The following is a 14,921-nucleotide window of genomic DNA, read 5'->3' as shown; positions in this document are numbered from 1 at the left end:
TCAGTTACGGGCATTATACCACATATTCAGACGGGTCCAACACTTTTTTCGGTAATTGACTCGTCGTGCTTCTCCTTACGGCATGTCGTCCGGTTGATCATCCGGTCTTGGCACGTCCGGTTTTCCGTCAGGATTGTTGTACAGGTACTGCGGCACGTCGCCGATGACGAGCGAGTGAGTAATCGGAATTTTGGTGGTCACCGTCTTCTGGTCGGTGGCAAACGGGATGACGATCCGTAAATCGACTTCGACGTAGATGTACACCGTGACCAGGACCATGTTGATCCCCGCTTCTTTCATCTCCGTATTAAGGCGCGTCTTTACCGCTCCGATCGGCACAAAAGTGACGGGAAGTTCCGGCCCCATCTGCGCCAGGAAGCTGTTGCCCGTCGCCAATCCGAGGGGGATGTACCGATCCACTTTTTCGTCTTCCAATTCCCTCAATCGCTGCTGTACGCGGGACGTGGTTTCCCCCACAATCCGCGAATATTCCTTGAAATTGAACTGGTACGCCTGAATTTTTCCCTCGTTGTCCTTTTCAATCTTGACGATCTGGTTGAAGTCTACACCCTGCTGCGTGATCCGCTTCGTCACCGCGTCGGTGATGGCCTGTTTGGCCAACTGCTCCGCCTTTTGTGACGCCAGGATCAGCAGCGTCGGCTTCAGACGTTTCTCGACAAACACCAGAAACTGGATCATCAACACGAAAAATATGACCAGCGCGATAAAAAAAGCTTTCGTGCGCGAAAGCGGATTTCTCCATCGCCGACGGGGTCGAAACAGCGCCACGCCCGTCACCTCCCAGTTGGTACATCCTATGCGGGAGGGGAGCAAAAGAGAAGCCGAACCTGCCTTAGGCGGTTCGGCTCGGCTGCTCGATGCTGCTTTTCGCTGCTGCCGTCTGCACGTGACAACCGACTCCCTCGGCCTCAAGAAAGGGGCAGAGGATGTACAAGCGTTATTTCACGTGGCCAATCAGTCCTGTCGCTAGCTCCGGGAAAAACGCCAACAACGCGATGAACGCCAGCATGATCACGGCGTACGGGGCCGCGCCGCGCACAATCAGGGCGATCGGCGTGGACGGGTCGATGCCCTTGAGCACAAACAGGTTCAGTCCCACGGGCGGCGTAATCAGGGCCAGCTCCATGTTGACCACCATGATGATCGCAAACCAGATGGGGTCAAAGCCCAGAGACGTGATGATCGGATACAAAATGGGCAGAGTGATGACCAGGATGGAGACCGTCTCCAGGAAGCATCCGAGCACGAGCAGGAGCAGGTTGATCAGGATGAACACGACCCACTTCGAGACCGGCAGGCTGGTGGCCATCTCCGTCATCGCCTGCGGAATCTGCAGGGAGGTGAGAATGAAGCCGAACAGCATCGCCCCGACGATGATGAACAGGATCATCGCGTTGGTTGCGACGGTTGACAGCAGGATGTTTTTGATGTTGGCCCAGGTGAGGCTGCGGTAGACGATCCCCGCCACCAGCAGGCTGAATACTACGCCGACGGCAGCCGCCTCGGTGGGGGTGAACACCCCGGTGTAGATGCCGCCGATGATCAAAACAGGCATCAAGAGACCCCAGACTGCTTTGCGCGTCCCCTGCCAACGCTCCTGCCAGCTGGCCGGCGCGTCTTTGATATGGCGCATGCTCCACGACGCGTACACCATAAAAATCACCAGCAGCACAATACCCGGCACGACTCCGGCGATAAACAGCTTGCCGACCGATTCGCCGGTGACCGAGCCGTAGATGATCATTGGGACGCTGGGCGGGATCAGGATGCCCAAGGTACCGCCCGCCGCCAACAGACCCAACACCGTTTTTTTGTCATAACCCCGTGTGGTCATTTCGGGTATTGCCACCGTGCCGATCGTCACTGCCGTCGCCACGCTGGAACCGGAGATGGCGGAAAAGATACCGCAGCACAACAGTGTGGCCAGCCCGAGGCCGCCCGGCAGATGACGCAACCAGCGGCTGGCCATTTCGTACAGCTCCCTGCCTACGCCGCTGTAGAGCAGAATCTGACTCATCAGCACGTACATCGGCAGTGCACTGATGGTAAAGTCATCCAGTGATTTGTATGCGATGATGGGAATCTGGTGCAGCCCCAGCACGCCGCCATTGAACCAGTACAGGCCGATTGCTGCCAACAGCGAGAGGGCAAAGGCCACCGGCACACCGATCAAGAGCAGCGCGGCCATGCCGCCTGTAAAAAACAGGCCCATTACGCCTCGCCCCCTTTCCCGCCGCGTATGCAGTCCACCGCCTGCAGCAGAAAGGCGAGACTCAGCAGGGTGCCGCCAATCGGCAGCAGCATTTCAGGAATGTACATGGGTATCTGCAAGAGCGAGGTGGAGGTAAAACCGAGCTCCATCGACCGCTTGACGTGTTCCCAGCTGAAGATGGCAAACAGCAGGCTGAACGCGAGCCCCAGCAGGGCGGAAACGATCAGCAGCCAGCGCCGCGCGGCGGCCGGCACGTTGTGCAGGAGCAAATCCACCTTGATGTGGGCGTCTACCCGGACCGCGTACGCCGCCCCGATGAAACAACTGCCGATGATCGCGTAAACGGACAGCTCGGTGGCCCAGGCAGTTGGGGCGTCAAAGAGCGAACGGGAGACAATCTCGTAAAAAATCATGCCCGTCGTCACCACGATCAGGATCCCCGCCGCAATTCCCCCCCACAGGATCAAGCGGTCCAGCCAGCGGTACAGGTAAGAAAACCATTTCATTCAGCGTCCTCCCTTTCTCGCATTCTGCCGCACGGTTACTTGATGTTCTGCACGTCGTCCAGCAGCTCTTTGCCCAAGTCCCCGGCGGTTTTCAGGTACTCGTCCCAGGCGGGCTTGGCCGCTTCCTTCCACTGCGGCAGGTCGCTCTCCGGCACCACGTACACGTCCATGCCTCTTTGTTTCAACTGCTCGGTCGTCTGTTTGTCCTCTTCTTCTGCCTGTTTGCGGATCCACTCTTCCGTCTCCCTGGCCGTCTCGGTCAACAGTTCCTGCGTTTTGGGCGGCAGCGCGTCCCAGTACTGCTTGTTCACTGCGAGCAGGAATTCCAGGTAGGCGTAGTTGACGACGGTCAAATAGCGTGACACCTCGTCGTACTTGCGTTGCACCATCGCTGTCGTGCCGGAGGTGGCGCCGTCGATCGTCTTGCGCTGCAGCGCCATGTACACTTCACCTGCGCCCATAAAGACAGGGGCCGCGCCGTACGCCTGGATCATCACCGACGGGATGTGACCGATGCTGCGAATTTTCAGTCCGTGAAAGTCTTCCGGCTTGGTCAGCGGGCGGACGCTGTTGGCGAATTGGGCATAGCCATAGTCGGCGTACATCAGCACTTTGGCCCCCTTCTTCTCCATCTCCGCATTCAGCTTTTGTCCGACAGGTCCGGCCAGGGCCTTGCCCGCCAGCTCGTAGGTGGGAAACGCGAACGGCACGTCAAAAATACCCATCGCCGGCACCACCGACGACCACAGCGTGGACGAGTTGACCCCCATCTCGACGCCGCCCGTCAGGATCGCCTGGTTCATTTCCTTGTCGCTCAGCAGTTGCCCGGCCGGATACACCTGGATTTTCACCTTGCCGCCGGAGCGCTCCGTCACTTTTTTTGCGAACTCTTCCACCCCGCGCGCGATGTGATGGTCCTGCGGCAGGTTGTAGGCGAGACGGATGGTCGCCTCCTGGTAGCCGTCAGCGGATGCCACCTGCCCGCCTGACGTGCCGTCAGCCGCAGTGCCCCCTGGTGCCGCCGCTCCGCCGCAGCCGGCCAGCAGACTGCCCAGTAGTCCGATCGTCGTCCATACGCTGATCCAACTTTTTTTCATTGTGGTTTTCCTCCCTTGGTCATCAGTGAATCGTTAATCATTGGCGTTTTTTCGATTCAACCAGCCGGATGCGGCCAAGCGGCTTGCGCTTGGAAAGGCTGACGGCATAATCGGCAGCGTCCAGCAGCTTGGAAAAATCTACTCCGGTACGCACCTTCATCCGTTCAAACATGTACACGACATCCTCCGTCGCCGCGTTGCCGGCAGCGCCCGGCGCAAACGGACAGCCGCCCAGTCCGCCGACCGCTGTCTCGAAGCTGCGGATTCCCGCCGTGTAAGCGGCGTACGTGTTTGCCAGCGCCAAGCCGCGGGTGTCGTGCAGATGCAGCGCGATTCGCTCCGTCCCCACGGCGTCGATCAGCCGTCTGGACAGCGCGTACACTTCGTCCGGAACCGCGATGCCGATCGTGTCGGCGATACCGATCTCATCCGCACCAGCGGCAATCGCCTGCTCGGCCAACTGGAGCACGACGTCCGGATCTACCCTTCCAGAGAACGGACACCCGAAACTGGTGGCGATGGAAAAACGGATCCGCTGCCCCGCCTGCCGGACCAGCGGAACAAGCTCGCGGAAGGCATCCAGATTTTCCTCAATCGTCTGGTTGATGTTGTGCCGGTTGAACGCCGGACTGGCGGAAGTGACCCAGTTGATTTCGTCCAGCCGGCACGCTGCCGCCCGCTCAAATCCCCTCCGATTGGGAATGAGCGCGGCAAACGAGACCCCGGACACCCGGGGGAGCCCGTCCATCACCGCTTCAGCATCGGCCATCTGGGGCACGCGCTGCGGATGGACAAACGACACCGCCTCGATCCGGCGCAGGCCCGCATTGACAAGCATGCCGATCAGACGCAGCTTTTTCTCAGTCGGGATGAAGCACGGTTCGTTTTGCAAGCCGTCACGCGGCCCCACTTCGATGATCGTCACGTCTGTCGTCATATGGCTTTCTTCTCCTTCAGCCGGGCTAGCTCAGCATCATCCAGTCTGAGCAGACCCTTGAGGATTTCCTCGTTGTGCTCCCCCAGCCGCGGCCCCACCCACTCGTGTCCGCCGGGCGTCTCCGACAGCTTGGGGACAACTCCGGGAAACAGCACCGTCTCTCCGTCAGGCAGACGGATTTCCTCCAGCATGTTACGTGCCCGGTAGTGTTCGTCCTCGACAATCTCCACGATGCTGTAGATTGGCCCAACGGGAACAGCCGCCTCGTCCAGACGGCGCTGCACCTCCTGGAGTGGATGCTGCTTTGTCCACTCCTCAATCACCTGATCGATGAATGCTACGTTTTCCGCCCGTCCCTGATTGGTGGCATATCGGGGGTCTTCCGCCAGGTCGCTGCGGCCGATGGCGTGCATTAGCCGCTTAAAGATGCTGTCCCCATTGGCGCCGATCACGACGTACTTGCCGTCAGCGCACAGGTAGGTGTTGGATGGCGCGATGCCTGGCAGCGAACTGCCTGTCCGCTCCCGCACCACCCCTTTCAGGTCGTATTCAGGCAGCACGCCTTCCAGCAGGCTGAACACGGCTTCGTACAAGGCTACGTCCACCAGTTGTCCTCTTCCTTCCGGCGAGCGGCTGCGGGCGTGAAGCGCCATCAGCGCCCCAATCACCGCGTACAGGCCCGCCGTAAGGTCGCCGATCGCGATGCCCACCCGCACCGGCGGTCGATCGGGAAACCCGGTCAAGTAACGCAGGCCGCCGATTGCTTCCGCCACGCTGCCGAATCCCGGCTTGCTGCGGTAGGGACCGGTCTGCCCGTAACCGGAGATGCGGACCATGATCAGCCCAGGGTTGATTCCGCTCAGCACCTCGTAACCAAGCCCCCATTTCTCCAGCGTCCCGGGCCGAAAATTTTCGATGACGATGTCCACTTCACGGGCCAGCGAGCGGATGATCTCCTGCCCTTCTTCCTTGCGCATGTCAACGGTTATCGATTTTTTGTTGCGTGCCTGGACATACCACCAGACGGACGTGTCGTGGTGCATTGTCCGCCAGTTGCGCAGCGGGTCACCCTTCTCTGGGGGCTCCACCTTGATCACCTCTGCTCCGAACTCGGCAAAAATCTTGCCGGCGAACGGCGCGGCCACCAGTGTGCCCAGTTCCAGCACGCGCACACCCTGCAGCGGTTTTCGTGCGTTCATCGGTCCCCTCCTTGTCGTATTGTTCTGCGTTTGGTTTCCATGCACAGGCGAAAATCGCGGGTAATGTGCTCAGCCATTCGCGCTGCAGCCGCGTCTGCGTCGCGCCTGCGAATCGCGTCGAGGATCGCCCCGTGCTCGGCAATGACGGTCTCCGGCCGATGCGGGTGCACCTGCAGGATGGCGTTGCGGTAGAACGAAATCAGCACCTTCAGATCGTTCATGATTTTGGCCATGTATGGGTTTTTGCTCGCTTCCGCGATGCGTTGGTGAAAAGCGAAATGGAGCTCGTGCGTTCTGCGGGCGTCGCTGTCACGGGCAATGTCCGCCATTTGTGCCAACAGTTCCTGCAGGTCGGCCAATTCCTCTTCTGTCCGGCGCTCGGCGGCAAAACGGGCGGCCGCCGGTTCCAGATGGAGACGGCACTCGAACAGCGAGGTAAAATCTTCGAACGTCGGCTCGTAGACCGTGACCCCTCCCTGTGCCTGCACCACCACCAGACCGTCCTTTTCCAGCCGGCGGATCGCTTCGCGTATCGGGCTGCGGCTCACGCCCGTCTCTTCACACAAGCGCTCCTCGATCAACCGCTGCCCCGGTGCAAGCCCGCCAAACAGTATCTGTTCCCGCAAATATTCGTACACTTGTTCCTGAAGCGTCTCGCTGCGCTTAATAATCCTGGGCATGATCCTCAAACCCTTCCCCTGTCATGAATACTGTATGCTGTATACAAATTGTTTTCCAAATAGTAATTTAATTCCGAAAAGAATGTCAATTATTTCTGGTTGAAATATGTCCGACTAGAAAATAGCGCCTGCGTGCGCCGCCCAAAACCGCGTACAGACTTTTTGGGAAAAATCGTCTACAATGAGGGAAACGACTGGAAAAAGGGGAGAGATGAGCATGGCAGTGAAAAAGATCGAACACGTCGGCCTGATGGTCAAGGATCTGGAGCGGTCGATCGCCTTTTACCGGGATGTCGTGGGCTTGGAATGCCGCGGTACGCTGGTCCACACCAACCCCGGGATCACGCTGGCGTTTCTGGGGTTCCCCGGCACCACGGAGACGGAACTGGAACTGATCCACGGCTATAACAGCGAGCTGCCGGTGGAAGGCAAGGTGCACCACCTCGCGTTTACGGTGGACAACCTGGACGAGGAAATCGAGCGGCTGAAACGGTTGGGCGTCACCTTTGTGGACGATGCGCCGACGACGCTGCCCAACGGTTCGCGCTACATCTTTTTCGAGGGGCCGGACGGGGAACGGCTGGAACTCTTTGAATCTACCCGCTGACGGCATAGGCCCGTCACGCGAGACGGAGGGATGCCGATGAGGCTGCACAAAGGGGACGTCCTGTTTCGCCAGGGCGAGCGGGGACCGCTTTTTCGCATCCAGTCGGGCCTGTTGAAGGTAGTAAGGGTGCAGCAGGACGGCTCACCGTTTCTGTTCAACATTCTGCTGCCCGGAGAAATCGTTCCCCATCATTCGCTCCTGTCGGACAAGGAATACCACGGAACCGCAATCGCCCTGATGACCAGCGACGTGGACGTCATCCCTCCGGACGAGTGGTACCGCTCGCTGGAGGAAAACCCGCTGATGTACCGGGACATCGCATTGCAGCTCCAGATGAAGCTGCGGCTCACCCAGCAGCGCATGGACCAATTAACCGCTTCCTCTCCGGCGGACAAGCTGGCTCTGTTGACCGATTGGTTTCGCACGTACGTGGGCGATTACGCCTTGACCGAGCTGCTCACCCAGGAAGAGATCGGCCAGTTGGTCGGGCTGCGGCGGGAGACGGTGAACCGGCTGCTGCGTAAAAACACGTAGGCACACCATGGAACAGCACCATAGTGTGCCTGTTTGTCGTTACAGGCTATCGTTACAGGTCTTCCGTGATCGCGGACAGCTGGTCGGCGGAGACGGCCACCTGCGATACCGATTTATTGATGTCTTCCATCACCTTGAAGAAGCGTTCCAGTTCCTGCTGGATGTGCGTACTCTGCTCTTTGCTCTCGGTCACCGCCTGCAGGATTTCCGCGAAAAAGGCGGTAGTCTCGGCAGTCATCGCGGTGCTGGACGCCACCATCTGCTCCACTTCCTTGACCACTGCGGACATGCTGACCGTCTGGGCGCTGGTCTTTTCGATCAGTTCCGTCACGCCGGAGACGGACTGTTTCGTCTGTTCCGCCAATTTGCGCACTTCGTCGGCCACGACGGCAAACCCGCGCCCTTGTTCTCCGGCACGAGCCGCTTCGATCGCGGCGTTGAGCGCCAGCAGGTTGGTCTGTTCGGCAATGGCGGTCACCACGTCGACGATGCCGCGAATTTTTTCGGCAATCTCCTCCAGTGTGCCCATTTCCGCAGCGATCTGCTGGGCGCTTTGCTGGATCAACTCCATCTGCTTCTGCTGGGTCTCCAGCTTTTCCCTGCCTTCCTGGGACAACTGCTGGGCGCGCAGGGAATGGCTCGTGCCGCTCTCTGCAAAGCGGAGCACGTCCCGTGATTGTTCCGTCAGCTGCTGCACCGACGTGTTGGTCTGCTCCGAAATGGCTGCCAGCTCGTGGGCGGACTGGGCCAGGACCTGACGAAGCTGCTCGTTTTTCCGCTGCGTTTCCTGCCGCATCCGCTCGTGCTCATTTTCGTACTCTTCCAGCACGAGCTGTTGTTCGATATTGAGGAGTTTCGTCACCACGGTCACGGCCCGGACAAAATCCTGCTTGTCCGCAATTGCATCGTCCATAATCTCGATCAGCGATGCCAGCAGATTCTGAAACGAGCCAATGTACCATTTCGGTTCCAGCCCGATGTTCACGTGAACGATGGCGATCCGTCTGCGCTGCTCGATATAGGCGGCGTCGATCCGGCCGTTGAACATCTCCTGAATGTGCCGTCTCAGCGTCTGTTTGAGCCGTTCGATCGAGCTTTTATTCTCGATGATGGACATCAATTTCGGCTCTTGCTCCAGCTTGTCATAAAAGCTGTCAACGATGTTGTCGATGTGTTGGGCAATCAAGGGCTGAAGCGCTTTGACCACGGCCAGATCCTCTTCGGTCAAATAAATCATCGACAATTGTCTGGCCAGCTCGGACTGCGGATCGATGAGGATTTCTCCTTTATCCCGCATGTCCCGAAAAAAAGATTCGTCTTTGCGGCCGCTCTTTCGGCCGAACCAATTCGAAAATGGGCTTTTGCTCATTCTTTGCTCTCCTTTTTTTCCAGTAATTTTCACCATAACCCCCATTTGGCACCATCATCTACATACTTATACCCCGATCATGCTGCCTTCCAAACCCGTGCGTCTTCGCTGCAGCAAAAAAATGTCAGTCCGTTGTTTCATAATCGTTTGAAATAATCGTTTGAAAACCATTTTGTTTGGCGTATTCGCATCGGATCAAGTCCAGTCAATACGCGACGAATAGGCATTCCCCAAGGAAACAAATAGCGGAAAGTGAGGCACACTACAGGAAGGAAACCGGGCTGTCCGTCAACACGAAAACGGCAAGCGGACGGGCGTGACGTCATACCCTTGATGGTGACACCGATCGGAAAAAGGAGGCGGTATCCCATGAAGACGTCCGACCCGGACCAGGTCGTCCGCAGCGCTCCAAGCAGAGAGGCGCTGCGGACGGCGTACGAGCTGATCCTGACGCGCATCTGGCCGCGCATGGCTGCCCGTCAGTCTCCGAGCGACGGCGCGTCCTCAAACGCACCCCCTCCCTCATCATCCATCGGCAGGAGCATGGTTCATGAAGATTCGACTGATACAGAACGGACTGATCACCCAGATTGACGACCTCGACGAGACACGCACACCGCCCGCCGTCGGCTTTTACTGGATCGACGCCACCCTGTTTGACCTTGATGTGCTGCAGCCGCTGTTCGGGCTGCACGACCTGGCGATCGACGACTGTCTGGATGAGGAGGAGCAGCGACCCAAGCTGGAGATTTACCACGATCACTATTTCATCGTCATTAACAATGCGGAATTCCGCGACCAGGATATCTTTTTGCGAGAGGTCAACATTTTTTTGGGCAGCCACTACATCATCACTGTCAGCAAGCATCCCCACGAAATCTACTCACGTCTGCTGCAAATCGTCAGGGAGGAAGAGCTGAACCGGCCGGACGCGTTTCTCTACCATCTGGTGGACCAGATCGTGGACCGGTATTTTGAGGTGGTCGAACATATCGAGGAACTGATCGAAAAACTGGAGGAAGACATCCTGCTCAACGTGCACAAGACACAGTTGAACCAGATCGTCGGCCTGCGGAGTGAAGTGCTGTACGCGCGCAAGATGCTCCTGCCGCAGCGCGATCTGATCGATGCGCTGCATACAAAAGAACTTCCGCTGATCGAACCCCGTCTGCGGAAGTACTTCGGCGATATATTGGAAAACGCGGTCAAGATCGTGGAAAGCTTCGATACGTTTCGCGACCTGATCAGCAACCTGCGGGAAGCGTACCACTCCGCCGTGGCCGGGCGGACGAACGACATCATGCGCATTTTTACCGCCCTGACCACGATTTTCATGCCGCTGACCATCGTGACCGGCATCTACGGGATGAACTTCGAATACATGCCGGAGTTAAAATCCCCATTTGGCTACTACCTCGTCCTCGCGTTCATGGCCGCGCTCGGCTTGACGATGTTCTGGATTTTCAAGCGAAAAAAGTGGCTTTGAAGGGACTCCCCGCGCAGCTTCATACCAGGCCGTCGCAGGCGACGATCATCAGTTGCAGCCGCTTGGACAGGTCGTATTCGTACGGCGACGCCACCGGCTCGCCTTTTTCGTCGTAGAGGATGCGGACGATGGGCCTGCTGGGCATGCCCTTGTTGGAATCGACGACCACGCCCGACTCGCCCGTATTGAGCGTCACCGACAAGCCCAGCGGGTAGAGGGAAATGGTGTCCCGCATGCATTCCACAAACGGCTTGGCAAACAACGTTTCCGTCCCGGCAAACAGCTTCTCCATCGCTTCGTGGGGCAGAAGCGACGGTCGGTAGATGCGGTGTGTAGTCAGCGCGTCAAACACGTCGCAAACGGCCACCAACTGGGCGTACGGATGAATCTCCCCGCCCTTCAAGCGGCGCGGATAGCCTGTCCCGTTCAGCCGTTCGTGGTGCTGGTACGCGCAGTGGGCAGACAGCAGCGGAATGTCTTCCTGCCGGCGCAGCAGTTCAAACCCGTACTCGGCGTGCTTTTTCATCACTTCATACTCTTCCGGGGTGAGGCGGTTCGGCTTTTTCAAGATTTCGTCGGGAATGGCCATCTTGCCGATGTCGTGCATCATGGCACCGATGCCGATCTCCAGCACCTCTCGTTCTGAAAAACCGGATTTGATTGCCAGCGCAGTGGCGTACAGCGTGACGTTGAAGGAGTGGGAGAAAATGTAGTGATCAGAGGCGCAGACATCCGCCAGCAGGTTCATCGCCGAACGGCAGGCTCTCAACTCGTCCGACACCCGGGACAACACCTGCCGCAGTTGACGGCCCAACTGCTTGTCCGAAAACACCTGCTGCCATTTGTGCGGAAACTCATGCACCGAGCGAAACGCGGTCTGGATGACGCTCATCGCTTCCCGCCGTGTCTGCTCCGACACAGGCGTTTCCAACACGATGTCGTCCGTGCGCTTGTCCTGTATATACAGCGTGGCGATGTTCATCTGTTTCAGCCTGTCCAGCATGCGCTGCGTCAATTCGACACCGGCGCCCACCAGAACGGTTCCGTTTTCCGCGTAAATGGGACGGGCCAGCGTGTCGCCCGGCCGAATCTTGTGGATCGAGGTCAATCTCATGTCCATTCTTCGCCTTTCGTCGTAGTACCCCTATTATAACGTGATTCGATCGGCTTCTACATGTTTTTCTCAACAAGGCCGCTCCTGTCGAAAAGAGGCACCTGTTTGCAAATGCAAAAAAATCGCCTCCGTCTCTGCCGACAAAGGCGACTTTTTTCCGCATTTCGCAAGGCTTCACATCCGGACAGGCTAAAACATTTTGCGGACGGCATCGCGACCGATCATGCCGGGGGTGATTCCCAGGCGCTCCGCCGTCACTGTCACCGATTCCAAGGGAGCGTCCAGCAGTTCCTCAATCGTTTTGACCCCCACAGCGCGGCCGGCAACGATCTCCCGGCTGGCCAGTCGTTCGTTCAACAAGCCGACATCCAGCGCGCCACACATGATGTACCCTTTGTCCGTGGTGACGGCAAGCAGTGTGGTTTTGGGCAAGCGCACGGTCACGGCGATGGCCGTTCCCTCTTCAAAACGGACGGGTGCGACCTCGATCATCGCAGATTCCTCCTTTGTCTCCAACTGTCGGTGCGCTTCCATCCTATGACATCCAGCCAGAAAGGGTGTTATCGCGAAAGCTCAATGCACCTGCGGGGAGGGAGACAGCTCGTCTTCCATCGCCACCTTTCGCTTCATCACTTCGATCATGTAGGTGGCCAGCATCTGAAACAGCTCTTCCTCCTCCATGTCCGACACCAGACGGAGCAAATCCTCCCGGGACTGTTCCGCCAAGATGCCGACGACGATGGCGACGATGTCCTCCTCGCTGCCGTTGAAGTGGCCTTTGTACAAATTGTACACTTCGTCGATAAACCGCATGATTCGCTCCTCCTTTCCCCTGTAGCATGCCCCATTCGCCGGGCAGGTGTTCAGGAATTCCGTCAGATGGTCACGGGCAGCCAGCGCGGTTCAAAGCCGGCGCGAACCAGTACGTCATCCCCCAGCGTCACCGCGAGGATGTCTCGTAAAAGCTCCGGGAGGTAAAACCGAATCTCGCCGCCGTCGGCCAGTTCCGGGAACAGGCGGCTGAACATAAACATATCCACAGTGCCTACCCGGTACGACCGCCCGAGATCAAGCGGCTCACCGTTCACTTCGACCCGCTCGATGTCCGGCTGCTCACCCGGGCGATACCACACCCGCAGGCCGTCCACGCCCATCCAGCCGATCTGGTTGCCCCGGAAGCCATAACCGCGCAGTTCCCGCTGCACCATTTCCGGCTGGACAGCCCGCTTCAGCACGCTCAGCAGCTGCTCCCCCGTCAGCGTGACGGCACAGGGATTGATCGGATGCGGCACGCAGGTCAACAGGTCTTTGTACGACACCGGGCCGTGCTTCAGCGTCGTAAGCAGCAGCCCGCCGTTGGCCAGACCCACCTCCGCTCCGGTCCACTTGCGCAGGCTGGCGGCCAACACCGAGCCAAACGGCGTTTCGTTTGTCCATCCGATGTCCAGATCGGTCGAGAGAGAAACCGCCGGACGATCCAGCAGGGTTTCCGCCGCCAGTGTTTCCCGCCGCAAGTAGTCGTCCAGCTCCGGTTCGGGCTGATAGTCGTTCGTGCGAAACAGCTCGGCGCTCAGACCGCTTACCTGTTTGGCCGCCGCATCCCAGGTCAGACGCACGTGTCCGACCAGCTCGCCATATCTGCCCGCCTGGGCGATCAACGTGCGGCCGATGCGCTCGCCATGCTCCAGTATATGATGGGTGTGGCCGCCGAGGATCACGTCCAGTCCATCCACCTCCCGGGCCAACTGGCAGTCCGCCTGATAGCCCAAATGGGACAGGAGCACGATTACGTCCACCTGAGGACGAAGCATGGCGACCTGCTCGCGGATCAGCGGCAGCGGCTCGCGCAGGTCCCACCCCATCATCCGGTAAAACGGGACAAACGGGATCGTCACCCCCAGAATCCCCACCCGCAAATCGGGCCAATGATGTACCGCGTACGGCACCGCCCACTGCGGCGTCTGCCCGCTCGCCGGCTCGATCAGATTGCCGGCCACCACTGTAAAGTCGGCGTGTTCGTATAAGGCGTCCAGTTTTTCTTTGGGGAAGGTAATCCCCTCGTTGTTGCCGATCGTCACGTACTGGTACCCGCTCCGGTTCAACACCCCGACGTTGGCCCGCCCCCACGTCGCTTCCGTTTTGAGGCTCATGCGGTCCACGTGGTCGCCGATGTCGACGGTCAGCACCCGCTCACCCTGCGCTTCCCACCTCTGCCGGTTCTGGCGCAGGCAGGAGGCGATCTGCGGCATGTTGGAAAAGTTGCTGTGCACGTCGTTGGTGTGCAGAATGTGCAAGGTACAAGTGTCCGCCACAGCTCTCCCCTCCCTCTCGCTACTACTTCCAGATCGCATCGCCAATCATCTGGATTCCCACTGCCAGGATCAGAACCCTTAGCAGCAGCACAATCGTTTTCCCTTTCAAGCGAGCGGCCACGGCCGCCCCCAGATTGCCGCCAATCCAGGCCCCCGGCGCCAACATGGCGGCGTACAGCCAGTGCACGTGATCATGCAGGATGTTGGTCGCGGAACCAACAGCGGCGGAGAACAGAATAACCAGCATCGACGTGGCGGTCGCAATGTGCGGCGGAAAGCGGAACAACACGATCATCGCCGGCACCATCAGCAGGCCCCCGCCCACGCCAAACAGCGACGAGACAACGCCGACCATAAAGGCGACTGTCACGGCTGCCCACCGCTTGTACCCGTACTCGTACTCGACGCCGTCGGGATCGACGAAGCGGCGCTTTACATCCCATGACAGGTTCCGCGGCTTGATTTTGTCCTTGACCATCATCAGGGCAAACATGCCAAATTGAAACAGTCCGAACAACAGTGAAAACGTCTTTACTGGAAGTAGTGTATTCAGGTACACGCCTGCGACAGCACCAGGGGCGCTGCCCAAAAAAAGAGCAGGGCAGTCTGCACGTCCGCCTTTTTCTGCCTGATGTAAGAAATCGACGACGAGAGCGCAGTCACTCCGATGACCAACAGAGACGTGCCCGCCGCCACCTGCGGGCTGACGGAGCCCGGTTCGTAGGCGTTGGCAAAGTAAAGCAGCGCCGGCACAAAAAACATCCCGCCGCCCAATCCGGCGATGCTGCCTATCATTCCGGCCCCCAGTCCCACGACGAGAAACAAAGCTGCCATAGCGAAAACCATC

Annotated in this window: 16 protein-coding genes and 1 pseudogene; 4 read left to right on the top strand and 13 right to left on the bottom strand. The window is 58.7% G+C overall.

Annotation, left to right across the window (positions count from 1 at the left end; all coding sequences use genetic code 11):
• Positions 1-75 precede the first annotated feature (75 nt).
• The 7 genes from yunB to Q7F15_RS03640 all read right to left on the bottom strand — a co-directional run bounded on the left by yunB (position 76) and on the right by Q7F15_RS03640 (position 6,652).
• Positions 76-798, bottom strand: a complete 723-nt coding sequence (gene yunB / locus Q7F15_RS03670) for a sporulation protein YunB (protein WP_171566900.1) — start codon at positions 796-798, stop codon at positions 76-78.
• 160 nt (positions 799-958) lie between these two features.
• Entirely contained in the window at positions 959-2,233 is a 1,275-nt protein-coding gene (locus Q7F15_RS03665) for a TRAP transporter large permease (protein ID WP_304415124.1), read from the bottom strand.
• Positions 2,233-2,739 (bottom strand): TRAP transporter small permease, encoded by a 507-nt coding sequence (locus Q7F15_RS03660; RefSeq protein WP_171566898.1) that lies wholly within the window; start codon positions 2,737-2,739, stop codon positions 2,233-2,235. Before Q7F15_RS03660 ends, Q7F15_RS03665 begins: the two co-directional genes overlap by 1 nt.
• Positions 2,740-2,774: 35 nt before the next feature.
• Positions 2,775-3,836: a TRAP transporter substrate-binding protein gene (locus Q7F15_RS03655; protein WP_304415123.1), complete on the bottom strand. Its 1,062-nt coding sequence runs from the start codon at positions 3,834-3,836 to the stop codon at positions 2,775-2,777.
• Between the two features lie 37 nt (positions 3,837-3,873).
• On the bottom strand, positions 3,874-4,773 hold the full coding sequence (locus tag Q7F15_RS03650; protein ID WP_230077367.1) for a hydroxymethylglutaryl-CoA lyase: 900 nt from the start codon (positions 4,771-4,773) through the stop codon (positions 3,874-3,876).
• On the bottom strand, positions 4,770-5,972 hold the full coding sequence (locus tag Q7F15_RS03645) for a CaiB/BaiF CoA transferase family protein (protein WP_304415122.1): 1,203 nt from the start codon (positions 5,970-5,972) through the stop codon (positions 4,770-4,772). Before Q7F15_RS03645 ends, Q7F15_RS03650 begins: the two co-directional genes overlap by 4 nt.
• Complete coding sequence (locus Q7F15_RS03640; RefSeq protein WP_171566894.1) at positions 5,969-6,652, bottom strand: GntR family transcriptional regulator; 684 nt, start codon at positions 6,650-6,652, stop codon at positions 5,969-5,971. The genes Q7F15_RS03645 and Q7F15_RS03640 overlap by 4 nt, the downstream gene beginning before the upstream one ends.
• A 217-nt stretch (positions 6,653-6,869) precedes the next feature.
• Here Q7F15_RS03640 and Q7F15_RS03635 point away from each other — a divergent pair, with 217 nt between their 5' ends.
• Both Q7F15_RS03635 and Q7F15_RS03630 read left to right on the top strand, forming a co-directional pair.
• Positions 6,870-7,259 (top strand): VOC family protein, encoded by a 390-nt coding sequence (locus tag Q7F15_RS03635; protein ID WP_171566893.1) that lies wholly within the window; start codon positions 6,870-6,872, stop codon positions 7,257-7,259.
• 36 nt (positions 7,260-7,295) lie between these two features.
• A complete protein-coding gene (locus Q7F15_RS03630) occupies positions 7,296-7,793 on the top strand; it encodes a Crp/Fnr family transcriptional regulator (protein ID WP_171566892.1) in 498 nt (165 codons plus the stop codon).
• A 52-nt stretch (positions 7,794-7,845) separates the two neighbouring features.
• Here the strand turns inward: Q7F15_RS03630 and Q7F15_RS03625 are convergent, their stop codons facing one another.
• Positions 7,846-9,162, bottom strand: a complete 1,317-nt coding sequence (locus Q7F15_RS03625) for a globin-coupled sensor protein (RefSeq protein WP_212133603.1) — start codon at positions 9,160-9,162, stop codon at positions 7,846-7,848.
• 369 nt (positions 9,163-9,531) lie between these two features.
• Here Q7F15_RS03625 and Q7F15_RS03620 point away from each other — a divergent pair, with 369 nt between their 5' ends.
• Together Q7F15_RS03620 and corA are read left to right on the top strand one after the other, a co-directional pair.
• A complete protein-coding gene (locus Q7F15_RS03620) occupies positions 9,532-9,756 on the top strand; it encodes a hypothetical protein (RefSeq protein WP_171566890.1) in 225 nt (74 codons plus the stop codon).
• On the top strand, positions 9,713-10,648 hold the full coding sequence (gene corA, locus Q7F15_RS03615) for a magnesium/cobalt transporter CorA (protein WP_171566889.1): 936 nt from the start codon (positions 9,713-9,715) through the stop codon (positions 10,646-10,648). Before Q7F15_RS03620 ends, corA begins: the two co-directional genes overlap by 44 nt.
• 19 nt (positions 10,649-10,667) lie before the next feature.
• Here the strand turns inward: corA and Q7F15_RS03610 are convergent, their stop codons facing one another.
• The 5 genes and pseudogenes from Q7F15_RS03610 to Q7F15_RS03590 all read right to left on the bottom strand — a co-directional run bounded on the left by Q7F15_RS03610 (position 10,668) and on the right by Q7F15_RS03590 (position 14,920).
• Positions 10,668-11,762: an HD-GYP domain-containing protein gene (locus tag Q7F15_RS03610; RefSeq protein ID WP_171566888.1), complete on the bottom strand. Its 1,095-nt coding sequence runs from the start codon at positions 11,760-11,762 to the stop codon at positions 10,668-10,670.
• 189 nt (positions 11,763-11,951) lie between these two features.
• On the bottom strand, positions 11,952-12,254 hold the full coding sequence (locus Q7F15_RS03605) for a YunC family protein (RefSeq protein ID WP_171566887.1): 303 nt from the start codon (positions 12,252-12,254) through the stop codon (positions 11,952-11,954).
• A gap of 81 nt (positions 12,255-12,335) precedes the next feature.
• Positions 12,336-12,575 carry a DUF6154 family protein gene (locus Q7F15_RS03600; RefSeq protein WP_171566886.1) on the bottom strand — a complete coding sequence of 80 codons (240 nt, stop codon included), beginning with the start codon at positions 12,573-12,575 and terminating at the stop codon, positions 12,336-12,338.
• 62 nt (positions 12,576-12,637) lie between these two features.
• A complete protein-coding gene (locus Q7F15_RS03595; RefSeq protein ID WP_212133605.1) occupies positions 12,638-14,074 on the bottom strand; it encodes a bifunctional metallophosphatase/5'-nucleotidase in 1,437 nt (478 codons plus the stop codon).
• Between the two features lie 22 nt (positions 14,075-14,096).
• Positions 14,097-14,920, bottom strand: a pseudogene (locus Q7F15_RS03590) (sulfite exporter TauE/SafE family protein).
• Position 14,921 lies beyond the last annotated feature (1 nt).

Source organism: Brevibacillus aydinogluensis (assembly GCF_961514395.1).
Taxonomy (GTDB): Bacteria; Bacillota; Bacilli; order Brevibacillales; family Brevibacillaceae; genus Brevibacillus; species Brevibacillus aydinogluensis.
This window is presented reverse-complemented; position numbering and strand designations above follow the sequence as displayed.